Genomic DNA, 18,857 nt, shown 5'->3' with positions numbered 1-18,857 from the left:
CTACACTTTCATTTTTGGATCCAGCGCATCGCGTAGACCGTCGCCGAACAAGTTAATGCCCAGCACGGTAACCAAAATCGCTAATCCGGAAAAAGTGGCCATATGCGGACTTAATACTAAGAAGTCCTTTCCATCTTTTAAAATACTTCCCCATGAGGCGGTTGGCGGCTGTACGCCGAGCCCCAAGAAGCTTAACGCTGCTTCTGAAATAATCGCACCGGCCACGCTCATCGTTCCATAGACAATTAGAGGGGCTAAGCAGTTTGGCAGAACATGTTGAAAAATAATCCGGCTGTTCGTTGCACCCAATGATTGGGTGACCTCAATGTATTCCTCTTCTTTCACACTGAGCACCTGTCCGCGCACGATTCTGGCAAATCCGGGAATATTGGCAATCCCAATCGCGATGATGACATTGACAAGACCCTGACCTAAAACAGTCATTAATGTAATGGCTAATAAGATAAACGGAAAAGCGAACAATCCATCCATCGTTCTCATGATAATCGAGTCAAGCCGGCCGCCGAAATAGCCGGAAACTAAACCAAGCAATGTGCCGAAAAAAGCACCAAAGACCACGGCGGAAATACCGACAATTAACGAAATTCTAGCCCCGAATACTAAACGGCTGAACAAATCTCTTCCATAGTTATCAGTTCCTAAAAGATGTCCGTCCGTTCCCGGAGTTACGAGTGAATTGACCACATCCATTTGATTGGGTGGATAAGGAGCAATCAATGGAGCGAAAATAGCAACGATGGTCATAAACGCAGTGATGCCAAGGCCAATCGCCGCAAGCCGGTTGCGCAGCAACTTTTTCAATAGGCCTGCTTCTTTTTTGATCTTATTATTATTTGGTTTGCTTGATGATACTGCCGTTGGTGCTGAAGCCATTATTTGCCCCCTCCTTTGTTGGATGTTAAATTCACTCTTGGGTTGACGACTTTGTACATGACGTCAACAAATAGATTGACTAAGACGAAAATAACAGCAATAAATAGTACGGTTCCTTGAACGACAACAAAGTCTCGTTTATCGATGGCGTCGACAATTAAACGCCCCATCCCCGGCCAGCTGAAGATCGTTTCCGTTAATACGGCACCGCCGAGCAGCATCGAGATTTGCATGCCAAGCACCGTTAATAATGGTGTCAGAGCATTTTTAAAGGCATGCTTGCAAATGACCCAGAACTCACTTAGGCCCTTTGAGCGGGCGGTTTTGATATAATCCTGCGAAATCACTTCGAGCATGCTTGAGCGGGTAATCCGGGCAAAGGTGGCCATCGGAATCGTCGCCAGCGTAATACTTGGAAGGATTAAATGTTTGATATAAGGGATGAATCCTTCGTCAAGCGACCCCATCCCGGTAGCTGGAAACCAGCCAAGGTTCACACTAAAGTACAGGACGAGCATGACTCCGAGCCAAAAGATCGGCATGGATACGCCAATTAAGGAAACCAGCATAACCGTATAGTCTAATAGAGAGTTCTGTTTCGAAGCTGAAATAATTCCGGCTGGAACGCCCACCGCTAAGGCAATAATCAGGGCACTCGCCGCTAAAATAAGTGTGTTTGGAAAGCGATCCAGTATTAACTGAACAATCGGCTCATTATAAGTAAGCGATACACCAAAGTTCCCGCGAAGCAGGTCGCCAATATAATGGAAGAATTGAACATATATAGGATCATTTAATCCGAGTTCTTGCCTTAAGGCTTGTATATCTTCCACACTGGCCTGCGGTCCAAGCATGACACTCGCAGGATCACCGGGAATCAGCCTGGTAATAATAAACACAATCACCGCAACAACAAAAATGGTTGGCAGAAGATCGAATAGTCTTCTAATAATATATTTCCCCATATGTTACCTCCCTTTCTAACTTTCACCATTTGAAACACTGATTCAGTATGTGAATTACGATTAAGTGTAGCATCGTAAAAATTAGTTGTAAATATAGAACAATCAAAAAAGAAAATATTTTTTAAAAATTTGAAATCCTTCTTTACTCAGATACTTTAATGTGATAAATTTATTTCTAAATTCAATATTTGAAATGCCGATTCACAATGTGAATCAAAAAAATTATAGGAGGCGTTGTCGTTTGAAAAAGAAACGTGTCAGTCGTTTAATGTTACTGGTCATTGCTTCTATTGTTTTACTATTAAGTGCCTGTTCTTCAGGAGGGAAATCAAATTCTTCTTCATCAGCTGATAAGGAAAAACCTGCTGCAGCCGGTGAACCACAAGATGGCGGAGTATTAAAGCTGGGACTTTCAGCTAACCCGAAAACATTAGACCCGATCAAATATACCGGTGTCTATGAGTCACAAGTGATGCGCTCTATTGCTGATACACTTATCGTGTATAACAAAGAATTGAGCGAGTTTTTACCGGCTCTTGCAACAGAATGGAAAGTTTCCGATGATGGCAAGGTTTATACCTTCAAATTACGAGATGATGTTAACTTCCAGCCTGGTAAGTATCAAGATGGAAGAAAAATGACGGCTGAGGATGTTAAATACAGCCTTGAGCGTTCCGCTAAGGAATCGGCGATGAATCGCTTACGCGGTGTCGATAAAGTTGAAGTCAGCGGGGAAAATGAAGTAGCGGTTTATTTAACTGAACCGAATGCTGCATTATTAGCGATGCTGACAGATGCCGGAAACGTGATTGTCCCTAAAGAAGAAGTGGAAGGCTGGGGCGAAGAATTCGGTTCACACCTAGTTGGAACCGGCCCGTTCAAAATCGATAGCTGGGCAAAGGATTCCGAAGTGAAAGTTAGCCGCTTTGATAAATATTGGGGCGAAAAACCTCATTTAGATGGTGTAACATTCAAAATTGTCGCTGAACCAAACATGATGACAAATGCCCTGCGTTCTGGTGACGTAGATGTAGCGATGGATATTAAAGGGCAAAACCGTGAATTAGTGAAACAGGATGATAAGTTAGAATTGCTTTCAAAACCAGCTCTTTCTTTAACTTACTTGGATTTGAATAATAAAAAAGGCCCAACTGCCGATCCAAAGGTTCGTGAAGCCATTTATAAAGCAACAAATGTTGAGGAAATCACTAAAGGCGTTAATAAATGGGGCGGTTCAGAAAAGTCATTTATGCCGCTGCCTAAAAATTCATGGGGCTACAGCAAGGATTTAGAAAAGCTCACCCCAACATATGATCCAAAAGCAGCAAAGAAATTGTTAGCAGAAGCCGGCTATGCGGATGGCTTTAAAACAGAGCTTTATCTTGCAGAAGCCCGCGTGCCATACGGAACAATTTTCCAAAATCAAATGAAAGAAAACCTCAATATTGATGTGGAACTAAAAGTAGTTGAATGGGGAACTTACAGTGATACAGTTTCAAAGGGTAACGCGCCAATGTCAATCGGTGGCTGGACCTGGTATCCGGATCCTTACTTCTTCTTATATCAATTGTTCCACACTGATCAAATCGGAGCACTTGGAAACGGTAAAGGCTACTCCAACCCTGAGGTCGATAAACTGTTACAGCAAGCCGTTACCGATACAGTCGATCAAAATGAAAGAGCCAAGCTTTACCAGCAGGCACTTGAAATTATTATCAAGGACGTACCGCGCATCGAGCTTGATACCCTTGACGCAACAGCAGGCATCAACAAAAATGTCCAAGGGTTTGACGTATCTCCGGACTTCTCCGTACAAATCGTCAATCCAAACGGAACCAACGTCTGGATGAAGAAATAAGCGCAAGCGCCCTGAGCCAGACAATTCTCGAGGTCTTAGGCTGTATTAACGGTCATAGTTGATTTATTAACTAGTTGATTGGAGCAGAGGGCGCGAGACTCCTGCGGGAGCAGCGGGACAGGTGAGACCCCACAGGCGCTTTAGCGCCGAGGAGGCTTACCGCCCGCCCCGCGGAAAGCGAAGCGCCCGGAGCGGAAATCAACAGCCATGTTAAGCAAAGCTTATTTTAAAAAACGCAGGGGGATGATTCTCTTGCTTTCCCTGGTGGAAGCAAGGGGACCGTCCCCTATTTTAATTCCAATTGAAAGAAGGTAATGAACCATGGCGAAAATAGCCATAAAAAATGCAAACGTTTTTGATCACGACAGCGGCAGCTTTAGCAGACAAACAGTTTTAATCGAAGCAGAGAAAATCGCAGCCGTCCTTTCTCCTGATGAAGACGTTCTTGTTGATGTCGAGATTGATGGCAACGGATTATTTTTGACACCCGGGTTGATTGATACATGTTCGCAAATTGGTTTAAAAGAAATTGGCATTCGCTGGGAAGGTAATGATGGCTATGAACCATATGAAGAAAACGGCAGCGAGCTTCAGGTAATCGACGGCATTTACCCGTTTGACCAGGCCTTTCATGATGCCGCTGCATCCGGGGTCACCGCCGCCCATATAGTCTCTGCCCCGGAATCCGTTGTCGGTGCACGTACCTCCGTCATTCACACCACCGGAAAAACAGCCGATGACATGATTCTCCGGAAAAATCTTGGGGTTAGCTTTTCCATGGGTGATGTTCCGAAAAATGCCTTTTGGGAAAAAACCAAACTTCCCCTTACCCGCATGGGGATTGCTCAAAAAATCCGAACGACGTTAAAGCAATTACAATGTTCCCACGATTTGCGGGATATGCCTATTTTTATCCGCTCCCACCGGGCAGATGACATTGCTACAGCTGTTCGGATTGCCGAGGAATTTGGAATTTCAATTATTTTAGTTCATGCGACGGAATTTCCGTTGGTAGCAGGGATGGCGGCTGCAACAGGGATATTGGACGCTTCGGGTGTTCCGGCGGAAAATAGCAGGCTGGCGGCTCAGCCTTTGTCGGTGATTGCGGGTCCCTGCTTCCAGCCCATTGAAAGAGGCGAGTTACAACATTTAGATCCATCGCTGTATGCCGCTTTGTTCGAGCAAGGCGTCCCCTTTACTTTTGCAACCGACCACCCGGTAAGCTCGGTGACCCATTTGCAATTGGAAGGCGCGCTAGCCCTCAAGGCCGGGGTTCCTGAAAAAGTCATTTTAAATGGCCTAACCCGTGACGCGGCCAAGCTGCTGCGCATCGATCAGTTGACCGGAAGCATTCAATCAGGGCTTTTTGCCGATTTAGTCTTGTGGAATAAGCATCCCCTCGACTTAACGGCACGACCAGTCCGGACGTTTATCAAGGGGCAGGAAGTTTACAGCCTGGGGGATTCACAGACCTCGTCGACAGGGAAACAGGAAATGGGAGTGATTCGATGTTAACAGTTTATCGCGGGGCCACTGTCCATACAATGGATGCAGCCAATACCGTTTTCAGAAATGCAGATCTTTGGGTACGCAGCGGGAAAGTAATCAAGGTTGGGGTGAATACGGAGATTCCTAGTGATGCCCGGGTCGAATCAGTCGACGGGCTTGTTATCACACCCGGGCTGATTGACATCCATACACATGTAGGATTATGGGGCGAAATCACCGAACGGAACAATGATGCTTGTGAATACTCTACCCCTTTTACCCCGCTCATGCGGGCCATTGATGGCATCAATCCACGTCACTTTTCTTTTGAAATGGCGCTCCGCGGCGGAGTCACAACTGTTCAAACCGGAACAGGCAGCGCCAATCCGATTGGCGGGGTGTGGACCATTTTAAAAACAGGAGGCGGTTCCTTACAGGATCGGATCATTGTGGAAAAAAGCGGCCTCAAGGGGGCGCTTGGCGAGAATCCTAAAAATGTCTTTGGCCAAGCGAACAAAACACCATTTACTAGAATGGCCGTTGCGCGGCTGATTCGCCATGGATTCCAGCAAGCAGCAGCCTTATCGGATGCAGAACGCACTGAGAGCCTGGAAAATCAAACAGAGCTTGCACCGTTTATTGAGGTGCTGGAGGGGAAAATGCCGCTCCATTTACACTGTCACCGGGCTGACGATATCGCCACCGCCATTCGCATCGCCAAGGAATTTAACGTCAAGTTGTGCTTGGAGCATTGCACTGAAGGACACCTGATGCTTCAAGCGATTAAAGAAAGCGGCGCAAATGTGACATTGGGGCCTTTCATGCTTCCGGCTACCAAATATGAAACGCGCAATTTAACACCCGAGGCGCCAAGACTGTTTCATGAAGCCGGCATCCCCTTTGCTATCATGACCGATCACCCATTTATCCCGATTCACTACTTGATTCTTTGTGCGGCAGAGGCGGTTAAGTACGGGCTGGACGAAGTAGCATCATTAAGAAGCATCACAAGCGAAGCCGCAAAACTAGCCGGCATTCACGAACGTGTCGGCTCAATCGAACCAGGCAAAGACGCCGATTTCGTTATTTGGACGCACCATCCTTTTGAGACCCGCGCGAATGTGCTGGGAACTTATATTAATGGGGTGAAACAGGGGCAAAGTTCTTTGGCTTCATTGGTAAAGTAGGGGTCAAGCATGAGTTCGGTTATTAGGATTTATCGAAAAAAAAGTTACCCGTCAGGAGGGAAAAACGGAATGCAGAAGAAAGTTGGGATCATTACCATTGGTCAGTCGCCAAGAACGGATATGACTCCGGCACTAAGGAAACTTCTTCCAAAAGATACGGTGATCCTTGAAAAGGGCGTTCTCGACGGAAGGTCGTCGGACGAAATCCAAGCACTACGACCTGAACCCGGACAAACCACCCTCATCTCGCGTTTACAAAACGGCGGAAGTGCAGTGATGGCAAAGGAAAAAATCCTGCCGATGATCCAAACACTCATCGATGAATTGAATCAAGCAAATGTGTCATTAATCATCCTTGCTTGCACAGGGAAGTTTCCGCTTTTTACTAGCCGAATCCCTATTGTCTACCCTGATTTTTTACTGAATCATGTGGTGAAGGGATTGCTGCGGGAAGGGTTGCTCGGCGTCATCCTTCCCCTGCCAGAGCAAGCGGAATCGATCATATATAAATGGAAGGAAGTCGACTTTATGGCCATCCCAATGGCCAGTTCCCCCTACACGTTCGTTGAGGAACAGCTGATTAACGCGGTACAGCAGCTTGACCAATACCCGGTCAAAGCCATCCTTCTCGACTGCATGGGGTACACAGAGGAAATGAAGGTAATCGCTCAGGCCCACACCACTAAACCAGTCATCCTCTCGCGGAACGTGATTTATGGGGTCGCGGGGGAGATATTGTGATGTAGGCTGTTTTGTAAGCGGTAAAGAGGGTCATGACCATTGCCAAGTGGTCATGGTCCCTTTTTAAAATGGTTACCACTGGATCTTTTGGGGAAAGGACGAAGGTATGCAACCATAAGGGGTATTGGATTCATTTCTGGTAAAACTCCTGAATGAAATGCATCCAATAAGGGGTATTGGATGCATTTTCGGTAAAACTCCTGAATGAAATGCATCCAATAAGGGGTATTGGATTCGTTTTCGGTAAAACTCCTGAATGAAATGCATCCAATAAGGGGTATTGGATTCGTTTTCGGTAAAAACCATGAGCGAAATACATCCAATAAGGGGTATTGGATTCATTTTCGGTAAAACTCCTGAACGAAATACATCCAATAAGGGGTATTGGATTCATTTTCGGTAAAAATCCTGAGCGAAATGCATCCAATAAAGGAGGTTGATAGTGTTTTTGATAATATCTAAAGTTCTATGAATCAAAATCAATAAAACTATGCACATAGTAAGTCTCATATGCCAAACTTGCGAGATAAATAGTGCCCAGCACGGGACACCACTCAAATTATCCAAGTAGCTCACCCTATCTTCGGTAATTATCCCCAAAATTCTCTCAAACTCCTAAGTAAATCTACCCCACCATGCTCTCAAAAACCCTCCAAAATATAGTTATCACTATTGGCATGGTGTTAATATGTAAAAGGTTTATATCTTTATAAAGTTTTGATATTTAACATTATATATAAAGTAGATTATGATAAATAAAAAATATAATATTTAGAATTATCACTATAAAGGGATGGAGGATTGTCATTTTAACTTTCTGCTAGCTTAAAAATGAATAGGGAGTGATTGAATATGGAGTCAAAGAGCGGAAAAAAAGTTTCCTTTCGCAGAATCTTTGTTATTTCGGGGTTTAGCTGGATTTTCGATGCAATGGATGTAGGCCTGATCTCGTTTATTGCTGCTGCATTAATCATTGAATGGAATCTGACACCACAAGAAGCAGGATTACTTGGAAGTGTGAATGCCATTGGAATGTTCATTGGGGCAATTGTTGCTGGTTCATTAGCGGACCGTATCGGTAGAAATAAAATTCTTATGTACACGGTTCTATTGTTTTCACTTGCTAGTGGACTATCAGCATTCGCAACAACATTCTCTATTTTTCTCATTCTTAGATTCTTTATCGGCCTTGGGTTAGGCGGGGAACTTCCAGTTGCCTCCACGTTAGTAGCGGAGAATGTTCCGGAGCATAAACGGGGTCGGATGGTTGTTCTTTTAGAAAGCTTTTGGGCTGTAGGTTGGATTATCTCGGCAGTCATTGCCTACTTTATCATGCCGATATGGGGCTGGCGCTCCGCCTTAATCATCGGTGCCTTACCTGCAATATTGGCGATATATATGCGAAAAGGACTTCCAGACTCTCCCCAATTCCGGTCAGCATCTAGTAAAAATACGACGATTCTTAGTAACATTAAAACTCTTTGGTCAGGCAAATATGCAAAAGAAACATCCATGCTCTGGGTGCTGTGGTTCTTTGTCATGTTCTCCTATCACGGAATGTTTCTATGGCTTCCTTCTGTAATGGTATTGAAAGGTTTCACCCTAATCAAAAGTTTTGGCTACGTATTATTGATGACGCTTACACAATTACCTGGATTCTTCAGCGCGGCCTGGCTTGTGGAAAAAATCGGAAGGAAATTTGTCCTTATCACGTATTTATTCCTGGCCGCTGTCAGTGCCATTATTTTTGGAAATGCAGCTTCCCTGCCGATGCTGATCGCCGGCGGTATGGCTTTATCGTTCTTCTATCTGGGCGTAACCGGTGTAACGTATGCCTATACAACCGATCATTATGATTCAAAGATTCGAGCTACAGGTGCCGGTTTTGCCAACGCAGCCGGACGGATTGGTGCCATCATCGGTCCTTTATTAGTAGGTGTCCTTATTGCGAACAAAGTACCATTCAACATCATTTTCATCATGTTCTTCGTGGCTTGCTGCATTGCTGCATTAACCGTACTGTTCTTCGGAAAAGAAACACGTGTGAAGGAAACGCAAGGAATTGAAGAAGATATCGTGGTTAAAGAAGCATTGTAATACCTATTGTAATAAAGGAATGAAAAGGCAATAACTCCCCCATGCACTGGATTCAATCCGGTGCATGTTTTTTTAGCCGATAAGAAAGTATAACTTTCTTATCAGGCATATGTGCACTAAGGAAAGCATCGGGAGCATATGCTTCGCAGTTGAAAAGCTGTGCTTTTCAACGAACTATGCCTCTGTCTTCGCCTATCGGCGAGTTTTCTTTATCCATCAGCATGCTTTAAGGGGGATTCGTCTTGCTTAACCATGATATTGTTTATATACTAGTATAAAAGTCGGTCAATTACCCTTAAAGGAGATTTTGAAAATGGATACAGTAATGAGCGGGCAGGGTATCCAATCATTAGAGAATGGAATTAATATTCTAAAAAAAATAGCGGAAGAAGATAAACCGCTTTCTATAACCGAGATATCCGAACTGTGCGGAATTTCCAAAAGCAAACTCCACAGATACTTGACTAGTCTATGCCGTACTGGTTTTCTACAGAGGGATGCTTCTCTTCACTATTCAATTGGAACGACACTGATCAGAATTGGCAATAATGCCGCCAAAGGCACTGATATTAAAGATATAGCAAGGCCTACATTAATCAAATTAAGAGATTTGTTTAATGAAACGGTTTTCTTATCGATTTGGGGCGGGAATGGTCCGTATGCAATTGAAATAGAAGAAAGCAGGCGTTCGATTAATATTGGGATTCAAGTAGGCAATAAAGTGAGTATTGTTCTGACTACTTCGGGGAGATTATTCGCTGCCTATCTGCCTGAAGAAATCACAAAGGATTTTTTACAAAAAGACATCCTCGAACACCGCTTTGATCCGGAAGAATTCAGAAATGAGCTGTTGGATGTAAAGGAAAAAGGATATTCGGTTACACAAGAGTCACTCATTCCGGGGATTGTGGCGGTTGGGTGTCCCGTGTTTGGCCGTGATCATCAGATTGTGGCCACCATTTCAATCGTCGGGATCAAGGGGGTTCTGGATCTATCCAGCAACTCTCAAGTGATTCATTTGCTAAAAAAAGAATGCATGGAATTGAGTCAGTCTTTACAGTCTGAACTGTAACCACAGCAAAAAAGGTATAATCTCCTTTATTAGAGGAATTATACCTTTTTATTTTAATATAGCCTACTATTACAGCCTGTTGATTGGAGCGGAAGGCGGCGAAGACTCCTGCGGGAGTAAGGGGCAGGGGAGACCCCACAGGCGCTAGCGCCGAGGAGGCTCCCCGGCACGCCCCCGGAAAGCGAAGCCGCCAGGAGCGGAAATCAACAGCCAAGTTTAAAGCCCCTATATTTAATGGGGCTTTTTCTGTCTTCAATGGAAGAGGAGTTTTTTCATTATGTTGACGTGATTTCTATGACTCTATCATTTGGCTCTTTTCCAGCCTGTAACACCAATTTGATCGAATCCCAAATATGTTCCTGGGTTCTTAATCGGGCTAGCTGGGGATCTCGCGCCTTTAAGGCATACACAATCAACCGATGCTGTTTGACTGTTTCATATGGACGGCTCTTGTTATTTTTCCATGCCATAATCCTTATTAAATCAATCCCTGCCCGAAGGTGTGCCAGGGTATTCTTCAACGCATGGTTCCCGCTGATTTCGATAAGCAGGTCATGAAATTCATTATTGAACTTGAGAAATTCTGAATCTTGAATCCCGCTAGTTTCTTCTAATCTTCTTTCTGTTAAATGAAGAAGTTCATCCATTTGATCAAATTGGCTCATAGACCCCCGCTTGGCCGCTAACTGGGCAGCCAATCCTTCCAATTCCGCTCTGAGTTCGTATATGTCCTCAATTTCATTCATGGAAAGATGTTTAATACGGACCCCGTGATGTGGAACAGACTCTAGTAATCTTTCCTGTACCAGCATTTTCAAGGCTTCCCGGATGGGTGTACTGCTCACCCCTAATATTTCCTTCAGCTGTCTTTCTCTGATCCATTCACCGGGTTGAAAGGCTCCTGTTATGATGAGGTGATAAAGATGTTTGTATACAGCCATCGATGTCGTTTCCTTTTGGAGTTTACTGGATGCCATCATCCTCCTCCCCCTTATCTAAAAAGATCAATATTATGAAGGTTTTATCAAACCTTTATCTTTAACCCTTCAAGCTCGCTGATCACTTCTTCCACTGGCACAACGTCTGCATATTTCTGCTGCATATCAAATAGATTAATCGCATGGGAGGCAATCCCCCGGTCAAACGCGCATTCCTCTGGAACAACAACCCGGTAATTGTTAGAGAAGGCATCAATAACAGTCGCCCGGACGCAGCCGCTCGTCGTACACCCTGTGACAATCACCGTGTCAATCTGCTGGGCCGTCAAATAGGAAACCAACGGCGTTCCGAAAAAGGCGCTAGGCTTCTTCTTAGAGATGACAATCTCTCCATATTGAGGCTTAAGCTCTTCTACCACTTGCGTCCCTTTTTCTCCTTCTAATAAGGCAGGATGATCAAATATATTGCCCTTTATGGCGACTCGTTCATTAGAGGCAGATTTACTTCCCTCAATAATGGTAAAAAATACAGGAATGTCAATTTCTCTTGCTTTATTTAGTAGGTTTTTAATCTGTTCAATAGCGGCCCAGCTTCGTTCCCCGCAGCTTGTTGGGTATTTTTGAATCGATTGCTCGATATCCTCGGGGGAATCGCCTGTAAAGCCGTATTGCACATCGACAATCACAAGCGCCGGTTTTTGGCCGATCCCCATCTTTTTTCCCAATCCCGCTTCCTGGTACACCTTTTTATCTTGTTCATCCAAATACTGATCCCATATCCGGCTCATGAAATTCTCTCCTTATCCGTACGTAATGACACGGTCGTGATCGACAGTCAGCTGCACAAGAACATTCGGTTCCGCAAGTTCCACTTTCTTACCGTCCAGCTCTTGTTCCGTCATCCCGCGTGCCCCGCAAGAAATTCTCGATAGATAGATGTCTCCACCGCCTGAGACGATCTTTTCATAAGACTCCCGTATAGACGTTACACCATCTCCAATGCCGATAACACTATCTAATATATCATCACGGAGCAGCTGTACTGCACTGCCGGCCAGGAACATCGAGACCTTGTGGCCTTCATCGATAGCTGTTTTAGCAATTAAAAATGCCCGGTCTGCCTGAGTCGGTGCCTCTGGCCCATGTGTTAAATGAATAAGAATTTTAGCCATGTTTGTTTCCCCCTTTTCTTTAGGTTAAGCTCTGTTAAACGTGGCTGTTGATTTCCGCTACAGTGGTAAAAAGTCAACAATGAACTTTAACAGAGCCTTAGGTTAAGTTTTTATACTAAGGAGCTGCTTTTCTCGGCAGTCTCTTTCGAATGAAATGCTTCGGATAGAAGATATCCTGCATTTGGTACTACGGGTTTTAATCCTAATTCTTTTAAAAGCTTATACACGGTCGAAGTGGCTGCTGAAAGCACGGGTAGATTCAGTTTTTCCTGGACTTTTTGAATCGCAGGAAGGGACTGCATTTGGACACAGGCCGACAAAACGACCGCATCTGCCTTGCTTATATCTAAGTTATCCACGATATTAATGAGGTTTAAAGGATCTAGTTTGCCCACTGCTAAATTATCGGAAACTTCTAAGCTGATTGAATCAGTGACTTCAATTCCTGCAGCTTCGATATAATCCACCACCATTTTCGTTAAAGGCTTCATATATGGGGTAACAATGGCTACCTTTTTTGCGCCAATCGCCTGAATTCCATCAATTAGTGCCCCTGCACTGCTGATGACCGGAACAGGCGTCCCATTTTCTTTTGCAATCGCGGAAAGCCGGTCTTCAGAAAGGCAATGATAGCCTGCCCCTTGTGACATGATGGCGACAAGACAGGCATACGCCAGGGCATCACAGCGGGCGTCCGAAAGCTCCACTGCACAACGGTCGCTCTCCGTGTCCATTTTCGCCAGTTCTTCTTTCGTGACATGCATCATCCTCATGCGGCTTGAATGAAAGGTAAATGTTTCTTCCGGCAGTATTTGTTGGCGTGCCTGCAGCATCGCAGGAATTTCTTTTTCCATTGTCGTATTTGAACTTGGTACAATCAGACCAAGACGGTAATCTCTATTCATATTCCATCCTCCATTTTTTCCATCTTTTATGATGAAACACTTTCCGCCGCAGCAGGGTTCAAGCTATCGCCTTGTTTCGGCGCCACGAACTTCCAGGTAATACGTTCAAATTCCGCTTCTTCCAGAGCCTTATAAACGGCACTGTGTGATTCGTAGGAAATATCCGGAATCTTGCGCAAGACAACCGTCGTTTCCACTTCCGAATCAAAAGGAAACGGATCGACCACAACCGTTCCATTCCCTTGACCCTGAACGGTCATCATCACTCCCTTACTCTCAAGCTGCTCTCGAACCGGACCCATGACTAATGTATTGGTCGTATCCGGCTTATGCATGGTAACGTACTGGGACAGACGATCCATAAATTGAACAATCTCATAGTTCATCCAAAGATTATTTTCGAATTGGCTTCTAGGGCCTGATTTTTTCCACAACTCCATCTTTAAATCGACCCATTCCTTTTGCATACTGATGATTTTTTCATCAATTTGGGGAGCTAACTCATGTGGAATCTTAAAGGTGAACGAAGGATCATAGCCAAAGCGGCTTGTATAAAGCCCCATCCAATGCATGCCGACCAAAAGTCCAGCATACGGATCCTCTTCTTTGACCTTTTCATAACCCTTCCCGTAAAAATCAACATGCTGCAGCAAATTCACACTTAAAAAAGGCACAGGCTGACGAGTCTCAGCATTAAACAACACTTTTGTATCCGATTCAATCCAGCCGATATCATGCTTTTCAACCGCTAGACATAGGGAATCAAAATAATCCGGGCGCGTAAATTGATCGTTGCCCCAATGCCTTGCCACTTCCCCGGCCTGAATGGAATGATCATATTGATTCACAATGTACAAATATCCATCATCATGCTTTGTAATAAACATGTTTCCCACTCCTTTTCACACATTTCCTCTGTACCTATTAAGCTGACAATCTACCTTTCAAGGTTAGGAAGGAATGCTGGTCTCAAGCTTTAATTCATCCTGAAAAATAAACACATCATCAATATCCAGCGGCTTTTCTCTTGTAAATAAATGCTGATAGACCTTCGTGATATCCGGCATTTTGGTGGCAATATTGAACATTAGCGGAGCTAATTCTTTCTTCACGGGTTCTCTTGTCAAAAATTTCTCCAGCGTTAATTGCAGATTTTGGATTAATTTCACTTCTTCATGGCGCCTTCTTTGTACTTGTTTCAAAGTTTCAAGTGATAAATCGTTATTTTTAAAACCTTTATAGATCACATCTGCTGTAATCACTGCAGTGCCCATCGCAAGTGTGCTTCCTACTGCTCCCCATGGCGTAACACAATGGGCCGCATCCCCAATGAGCAAGAGCCCATCCTTCGCCCATTCTCTTATATATCTCATTCTGCACAACAGCAGAACAAACGATTTGAAGTCTGTCACCTGTTCGAAGTAGTCTCCGAGAATCGGCATATCTTCCACAATTTTTGCCTTAAAGGCGTCAATGCCTTCCTTCTTGATTTTCTGATATTCCCCTTTCGTCAGGGACACGCCACATTGAATATATCCGCCCAATTTCGGTAAGAAGAGGTAGTTGTAGTTTTTTTGAAAATAGAAATGGTAGATATTATAATCCCATGTTTCCGGTTTTTCGAATGAGAACCATAGCAGGTCATTATCATAATAATCCAGGTCGAGTTCAAATTTTCCGAGCTTTTCTATCGTTGAATTTCTCCCGTCAACGCCAATGGTTACGCTTGTCTGGATCGATAGGTCGCCTTCAAAGACATAATCATCAATAAAGTTCACTTGTTGTCCAGGCTTGGTTTGGGCATAAACGCCAACTACCTTTTCGCCCTCTTTTAAGAGATCTCTTACCTTCGTATTAAATAATAATTTGAAGTTTGGATATTGCTTCGCTTTTTCGAGCAGTGCCGCAAGAAGTGTAGGCTGGGTCAGCCGTGCACAGTAGCTTTCCTCGTCGATGAGGGTGTCAAATTTAAGATTCATAATTTCCTTGTGTTGGTGAAAAACAGTCACTTCAGGAATTTTCACGTGGTCATGTGATTCAATATAATCTAGTAAATTTAATTGTTTCATTAGCTGAACAAAACGAGGCTGGGTAATTTCACCACGGTACTCCCGGTGAAAATCTGGATTTTGCTCAAGAACGGTAATGTCCAGTCCTTGCTTTGCAAGCAGCAAACCTAAAAGCATTCCGGCAGGACCCGCCCCAACGATACACACATCTGTTTTTATTTCTTTTACCTCATTTTTCATTTCTGCTTTCACCTAATTTCTTCGTTAATTTTTTTCAGCAGTTGTCCCTATAGAAACGGTGCTCATTAGATTCCGCTTCCGGCCGGCTCTTTTGCCTGCCTGAGAAGTTCCTTCAGCTGTGCTGGTTTCACCGGGATATTCTCCACTTTTATATTCCATGCCGCCAGTGCGTCTTCCACTGCCGATTGGATCGCGGCAGGTACCGGAATGGTTCCGCTTTCTCCTGCCCCTTTCGCCCCAAGTGGGTTGAGCGGTGACGGTGTCTCTACATGACCAATTTTCATTTCCGGCACCTCGCATGATGAAGGCACAAGGTAATCCATTAGCGTACTCGTTAACAGCTGGCCTTGTTTGTCATAAACAATTTCCTCATACAAGGCGTTGCCAATTCCATTGGATATTCCTCCTTGAACCTGTCCTTTCACAACGAGAGGATTGAGCAGTTTTCCATTATCATGGATCGAGGTATAATCCAGAATTTGAATCGCTCCGGAATCCGGGTCTACTTCCACAACGGCAATATCTGTCATCCCTGTGATCGATGCCGCTTTTGGAGCGAAATAGTCGGTTGCCTCCAAACCAGGTGCGACGGAATAAGGAAAGGTTGTTCCAGGGAAAAGACCTCTTGCTTCATGGGCCAGCTCACCTAAAGCGATTCTGATCGATGGATCAGATTCCTTGTACACATAGCCATCCTTCACCGATAACTCGTCCGCTTTTGCCCCCAGTTTTTCTTCTGCGATTTGTAAGGCTTTATCCTTTAAAGCGTTCGAGGCATTGAATACAGCGGTACCTACAAGGACGCCCATTCTGCTGGCAAATGTCCCCGTTCCATAGGTGATTAGCTTTGTATCGCCTTCACGTACGGTAACCTTCTCGACAGGGAGATCGAATACTTCCGCAGCAACCTGCGCAAAGGTGGTCTCATGCCCCTGCCCTTGGGTGGCGGCACTCGTCAGCACAGTAATCTCTCCTGTCACTTCAATACGGACGGTGGCGCCTTCGAATGAACCAAAGCCGGTGTTTTCAATGGCTGTTGCTACACCAATTCCGATATATTTTCCTTCTTTTCTGTACTGTTTCTGCTTGTTTCTCCATTCGTAATAGCCTGAAAGTTCAATGGCTTCACTTAATACCTTTTGATAATTTCCACTATCATAAATCTGCGGACTGCCGTCCCGAGAACGGAGTCCGGTTCGATACGGAAATTCGTGCTCCTGGATTAAGTTTCTGCGACGGATCTCTACAGGATCAATGTTTAGCTTTTTAGCCGCCTGATCAAGCAGCCGGTTTAAAATTAAAGCCGCCTGCGGGCGGCCTGCCCCTCGGAATGGTGCCATTGGCACGGTATTCGTATAGAGCACCTTTGCATCGCAAAAATAATGGGGAACTTTATATGGTCCAGGGATAAGGGTAGAAGTCATAATCGGAACAATAATTCCCCAAGGAACATATGCCCCGTTATTCGCGAGCATCGTATCGATAACGGCAATAATCTTGCCGTCCTCTGTCACGCCGAGGGACGCCTCATGATACTGCTCCCTTTCATGAATACAGCTCATCATATGCTCCATGCGGTCTTCTATCCAGCGAACAGGCACCTTAACTATCCTTGCCGCCCAGACAACAAGAAAATCTTCTACATAGAAAATCGCTTTTGCCCCGAAGGCACCACCTACGTCCGGTGCCGCAACCCGGATGTTGTTTTCCGAAATATTTAATAATTTTGAGAGGATGGAACGCATTTCATGCTGGCTCTGTGTAGCGGCATGAACTTCAAGTTCGGGCTCCGGTCCATTAAAATCCCACTTCGCCAGTAATCCCCTTGTTTCAATCGGCAAACAACTGACCCGGCCGATCTTGAATCGATGCTTGACAACAACCGGCGCCTCTTTCATCGCTTCATGTGCATCGCCTACTGACTGTTGGAAATGGGCCGCAACATTAGATTCCAAATGCTGATGGGCCAAAGGGGCATCTGTTTGGATGGCATCATCTATATGAGCAACCGCAGGAAGCGGTTCATACTTCACTTTAATCAGTTCAATAGCATCCTCGGCAATATAACGGTTCTTGGCAATGACCATTGCCACCGGTTCACCCACATGGTGCACGACTGAATCCAGGGGCCGCTGCGTTACCGGCACCAAATTCGGATGTGGAAACAGGGCCGGCAGGGCCGGGAAGTCTTTTCCCTCTTCTGGTCCAAATACAGCGATTACACCCGGAAGTTTTCGGGCCTCCTCAAGGTCGATATCCAGAATGCGCGCATGTGCATGCGGACTTCTGAGAAAAGCAGCGCTTTGCATTCCCGGAATGTCCAAATCTGCGATGTAACGCCCATTGCCCCGAATCAAACGAGGATCAATTTTTCGTTTTAGCGCCTTCCCAATATACTTCATATTCGCTCCTCCTCATTCCTTACAGGGCCTTTTTTGATTGCATCTCTAATCTTTTCAGGCCGTATTGGCAAGGAAGTAATATGGATCGGGTAGTGTTCAAGGGCATTCTCGATGGCATTGGCAACAGCTGGAGCCACTGCGACAGTTCCTCCTTCACCTGCCCCTTTTACACCAAGTGGATTTAAAGGAGATGGTGAATTTTCCAGGATCTCAATCTTAATTTGAGGAACTTCCATTGCGCTTGGCAGCAAATAGTCCATAAATGAACCTGTCACGAGTTGGCCGGCTTCATCATATTTAAGCTCCTCATAAATGGCACCACCCAATCCTTGGGCCATACCGCCGACCAGCTGTCCATGTACCAATAATGGGTTAATGGCCCGCCCCACATCATACGCAATATAGTACTTTTCAATTTTCACTTTGCCTGTTTCGAGATCAACGGCTACCTCCGCCGCGTGGATCCCATATGGATAGGACATATGATCGATGGAAAAGGTGTATTTTTCACGGAGCTCGACCCCCTGGTTTCTGCACTCTTTAATGATGTGCTCGAGCGGACAGATTTCCTGCTGATTTGACAATTGGATGATTGATTGTTCCTTAACGTCAAGATCATCTGCTGGAAGACAAAATCGTTCAGCCGCCGCTGAAGCGGCGCACGAAACGCGAAAGCGTTTCACGATAAATGCGAAAACGCCTATCTAGGTTGTTGGTGAAGCGGCGCACGAAAAACGCGAAAGCGTTTCACGATAAATGCGAAAACGCCTATCTAGTGAAGCGGCGCACGAAAAACGCGAAAGCGTTTCACGATAAATGCGAAAACGCCTATCTAGGTTGTTAATTGGCCTATATTCGGTGGCACAACCCAACGAAGTACAGGCAACAT

The 18,857-nt window shown here is 44.9% G+C and carries 16 protein-coding genes; 6 read left to right on the top strand and 10 right to left on the bottom strand.

What is annotated here, in order from left to right; genetic code table 11:
* Together ACO1D1_RS01095 and nikB are read right to left on the bottom strand one after the other, a co-directional pair.
* Nucleotides 1–894, bottom strand: coding sequence for an ABC transporter permease (locus tag ACO1D1_RS01095; protein WP_149871886.1), 894 nt, complete (start codon nt 892–894; stop codon nt 1–3).
* The gene (nikB, locus tag ACO1D1_RS01090) at nt 894–1,859 is read right to left on the bottom strand and encodes a nickel ABC transporter permease (RefSeq protein ID WP_149871887.1); all 966 of its coding nucleotides are present in this window, start codon (nt 1,857–1,859) and stop codon (nt 894–896) included. Before nikB ends, ACO1D1_RS01095 begins: the two co-directional genes overlap by 1 nt.
* Nucleotides 1,860–2,100: 241 nt before the next feature.
* On the opposite strand from nikB, the gene ACO1D1_RS01085 reads away from it, so the two are divergent.
* From ACO1D1_RS01085 to ACO1D1_RS01060, 6 genes are all read left to right on the top strand, one after another.
* A complete protein-coding gene (locus ACO1D1_RS01085) occupies nt 2,101–3,717 on the top strand; it encodes an ABC transporter substrate-binding protein (RefSeq protein ID WP_411675466.1) in 1,617 nt (538 codons plus the stop codon).
* A gap of 321 nt (nt 3,718–4,038) precedes the next feature.
* A complete protein-coding gene (locus ACO1D1_RS01080) occupies nt 4,039–5,232 on the top strand; it encodes an amidohydrolase family protein (protein ID WP_423334648.1) in 1,194 nt (397 codons plus the stop codon).
* Nucleotides 5,226–6,392: an amidohydrolase gene (locus tag ACO1D1_RS01075; protein ID WP_423334647.1), complete on the top strand. Its 1,167-nt coding sequence runs from the start codon at nt 5,226–5,228 to the stop codon at nt 6,390–6,392. The genes ACO1D1_RS01080 and ACO1D1_RS01075 overlap by 7 nt, the downstream gene beginning before the upstream one ends.
* A 69-nt stretch (nt 6,393–6,461) precedes the next feature.
* Complete coding sequence (locus ACO1D1_RS01070; RefSeq protein WP_423334646.1) at nt 6,462–7,133, top strand: AroM family protein; 672 nt, start codon at nt 6,462–6,464, stop codon at nt 7,131–7,133.
* A gap of 852 nt (nt 7,134–7,985) precedes the next feature.
* Nucleotides 7,986–9,230 (top strand): MFS transporter, encoded by a 1,245-nt coding sequence (locus ACO1D1_RS01065; protein WP_423334645.1) that lies wholly within the window; start codon nt 7,986–7,988, stop codon nt 9,228–9,230.
* Nucleotides 9,231–9,543: 313 nt separating this feature from the next.
* Complete coding sequence (locus ACO1D1_RS01060) at nt 9,544–10,302, top strand: IclR family transcriptional regulator (RefSeq protein WP_149871892.1); 759 nt, start codon at nt 9,544–9,546, stop codon at nt 10,300–10,302.
* A gap of 275 nt (nt 10,303–10,577) precedes the next feature.
* Here the strand turns inward: ACO1D1_RS01060 and ACO1D1_RS01055 are convergent, their stop codons facing one another.
* The 8 genes from ACO1D1_RS01055 to ACO1D1_RS01020 all read right to left on the bottom strand — a co-directional run bounded on the left by ACO1D1_RS01055 (nt 10,578) and on the right by ACO1D1_RS01020 (nt 18,651).
* On the bottom strand, nt 10,578–11,282 hold the full coding sequence (locus ACO1D1_RS01055; protein WP_423334644.1) for a GntR family transcriptional regulator: 705 nt from the start codon (nt 11,280–11,282) through the stop codon (nt 10,578–10,580).
* Between the two features lie 44 nt (nt 11,283–11,326).
* Nucleotides 11,327–12,028: an isochorismatase family protein gene (locus ACO1D1_RS01050; RefSeq protein WP_149871894.1), complete on the bottom strand. Its 702-nt coding sequence runs from the start codon at nt 12,026–12,028 to the stop codon at nt 11,327–11,329.
* Between the two features lie 12 nt (nt 12,029–12,040).
* The gene (locus tag ACO1D1_RS01045) at nt 12,041–12,412 is read right to left on the bottom strand and encodes a DsrE family protein (protein ID WP_149871895.1); all 372 of its coding nucleotides are present in this window, start codon (nt 12,410–12,412) and stop codon (nt 12,041–12,043) included.
* 110 nt (nt 12,413–12,522) lie between these two features.
* Nucleotides 12,523–13,317 (bottom strand): maleate cis-trans isomerase family protein, encoded by a 795-nt coding sequence (locus ACO1D1_RS01040; RefSeq protein WP_423334643.1) that lies wholly within the window; start codon nt 13,315–13,317, stop codon nt 12,523–12,525.
* 26 nt (nt 13,318–13,343) lie between these two features.
* Entirely contained in the window at nt 13,344–14,204 is an 861-nt protein-coding gene (locus ACO1D1_RS01035; RefSeq protein ID WP_423334642.1) for a DUF3891 family protein, read from the bottom strand.
* A gap of 63 nt (nt 14,205–14,267) precedes the next feature.
* Nucleotides 14,268–15,566, bottom strand: a complete 1,299-nt coding sequence (locus tag ACO1D1_RS01030; protein ID WP_423334641.1) for an FAD-dependent monooxygenase — start codon at nt 15,564–15,566, stop codon at nt 14,268–14,270.
* 65 nt (nt 15,567–15,631) lie between these two features.
* A complete protein-coding gene (locus ACO1D1_RS01025; protein WP_423334640.1) occupies nt 15,632–17,968 on the bottom strand; it encodes a xanthine dehydrogenase family protein molybdopterin-binding subunit in 2,337 nt (778 codons plus the stop codon).
* Nucleotides 17,965–18,651: a xanthine dehydrogenase family protein molybdopterin-binding subunit gene (locus ACO1D1_RS01020; RefSeq protein ID WP_423334639.1), complete on the bottom strand. Its 687-nt coding sequence runs from the start codon at nt 18,649–18,651 to the stop codon at nt 17,965–17,967. The genes ACO1D1_RS01025 and ACO1D1_RS01020 overlap by 4 nt, the downstream gene beginning before the upstream one ends.
* Between the last annotated feature and the right edge of the window lie 206 nt (nt 18,652–18,857).

The organism is Neobacillus sp. 19 (genome assembly GCF_049463095.1).
In the GTDB taxonomy this organism is placed as follows: domain Bacteria; phylum Bacillota; class Bacilli; order Bacillales; family Cytobacillaceae; genus Neobacillus.
This window is presented reverse-complemented; position numbering and strand designations above follow the sequence as displayed.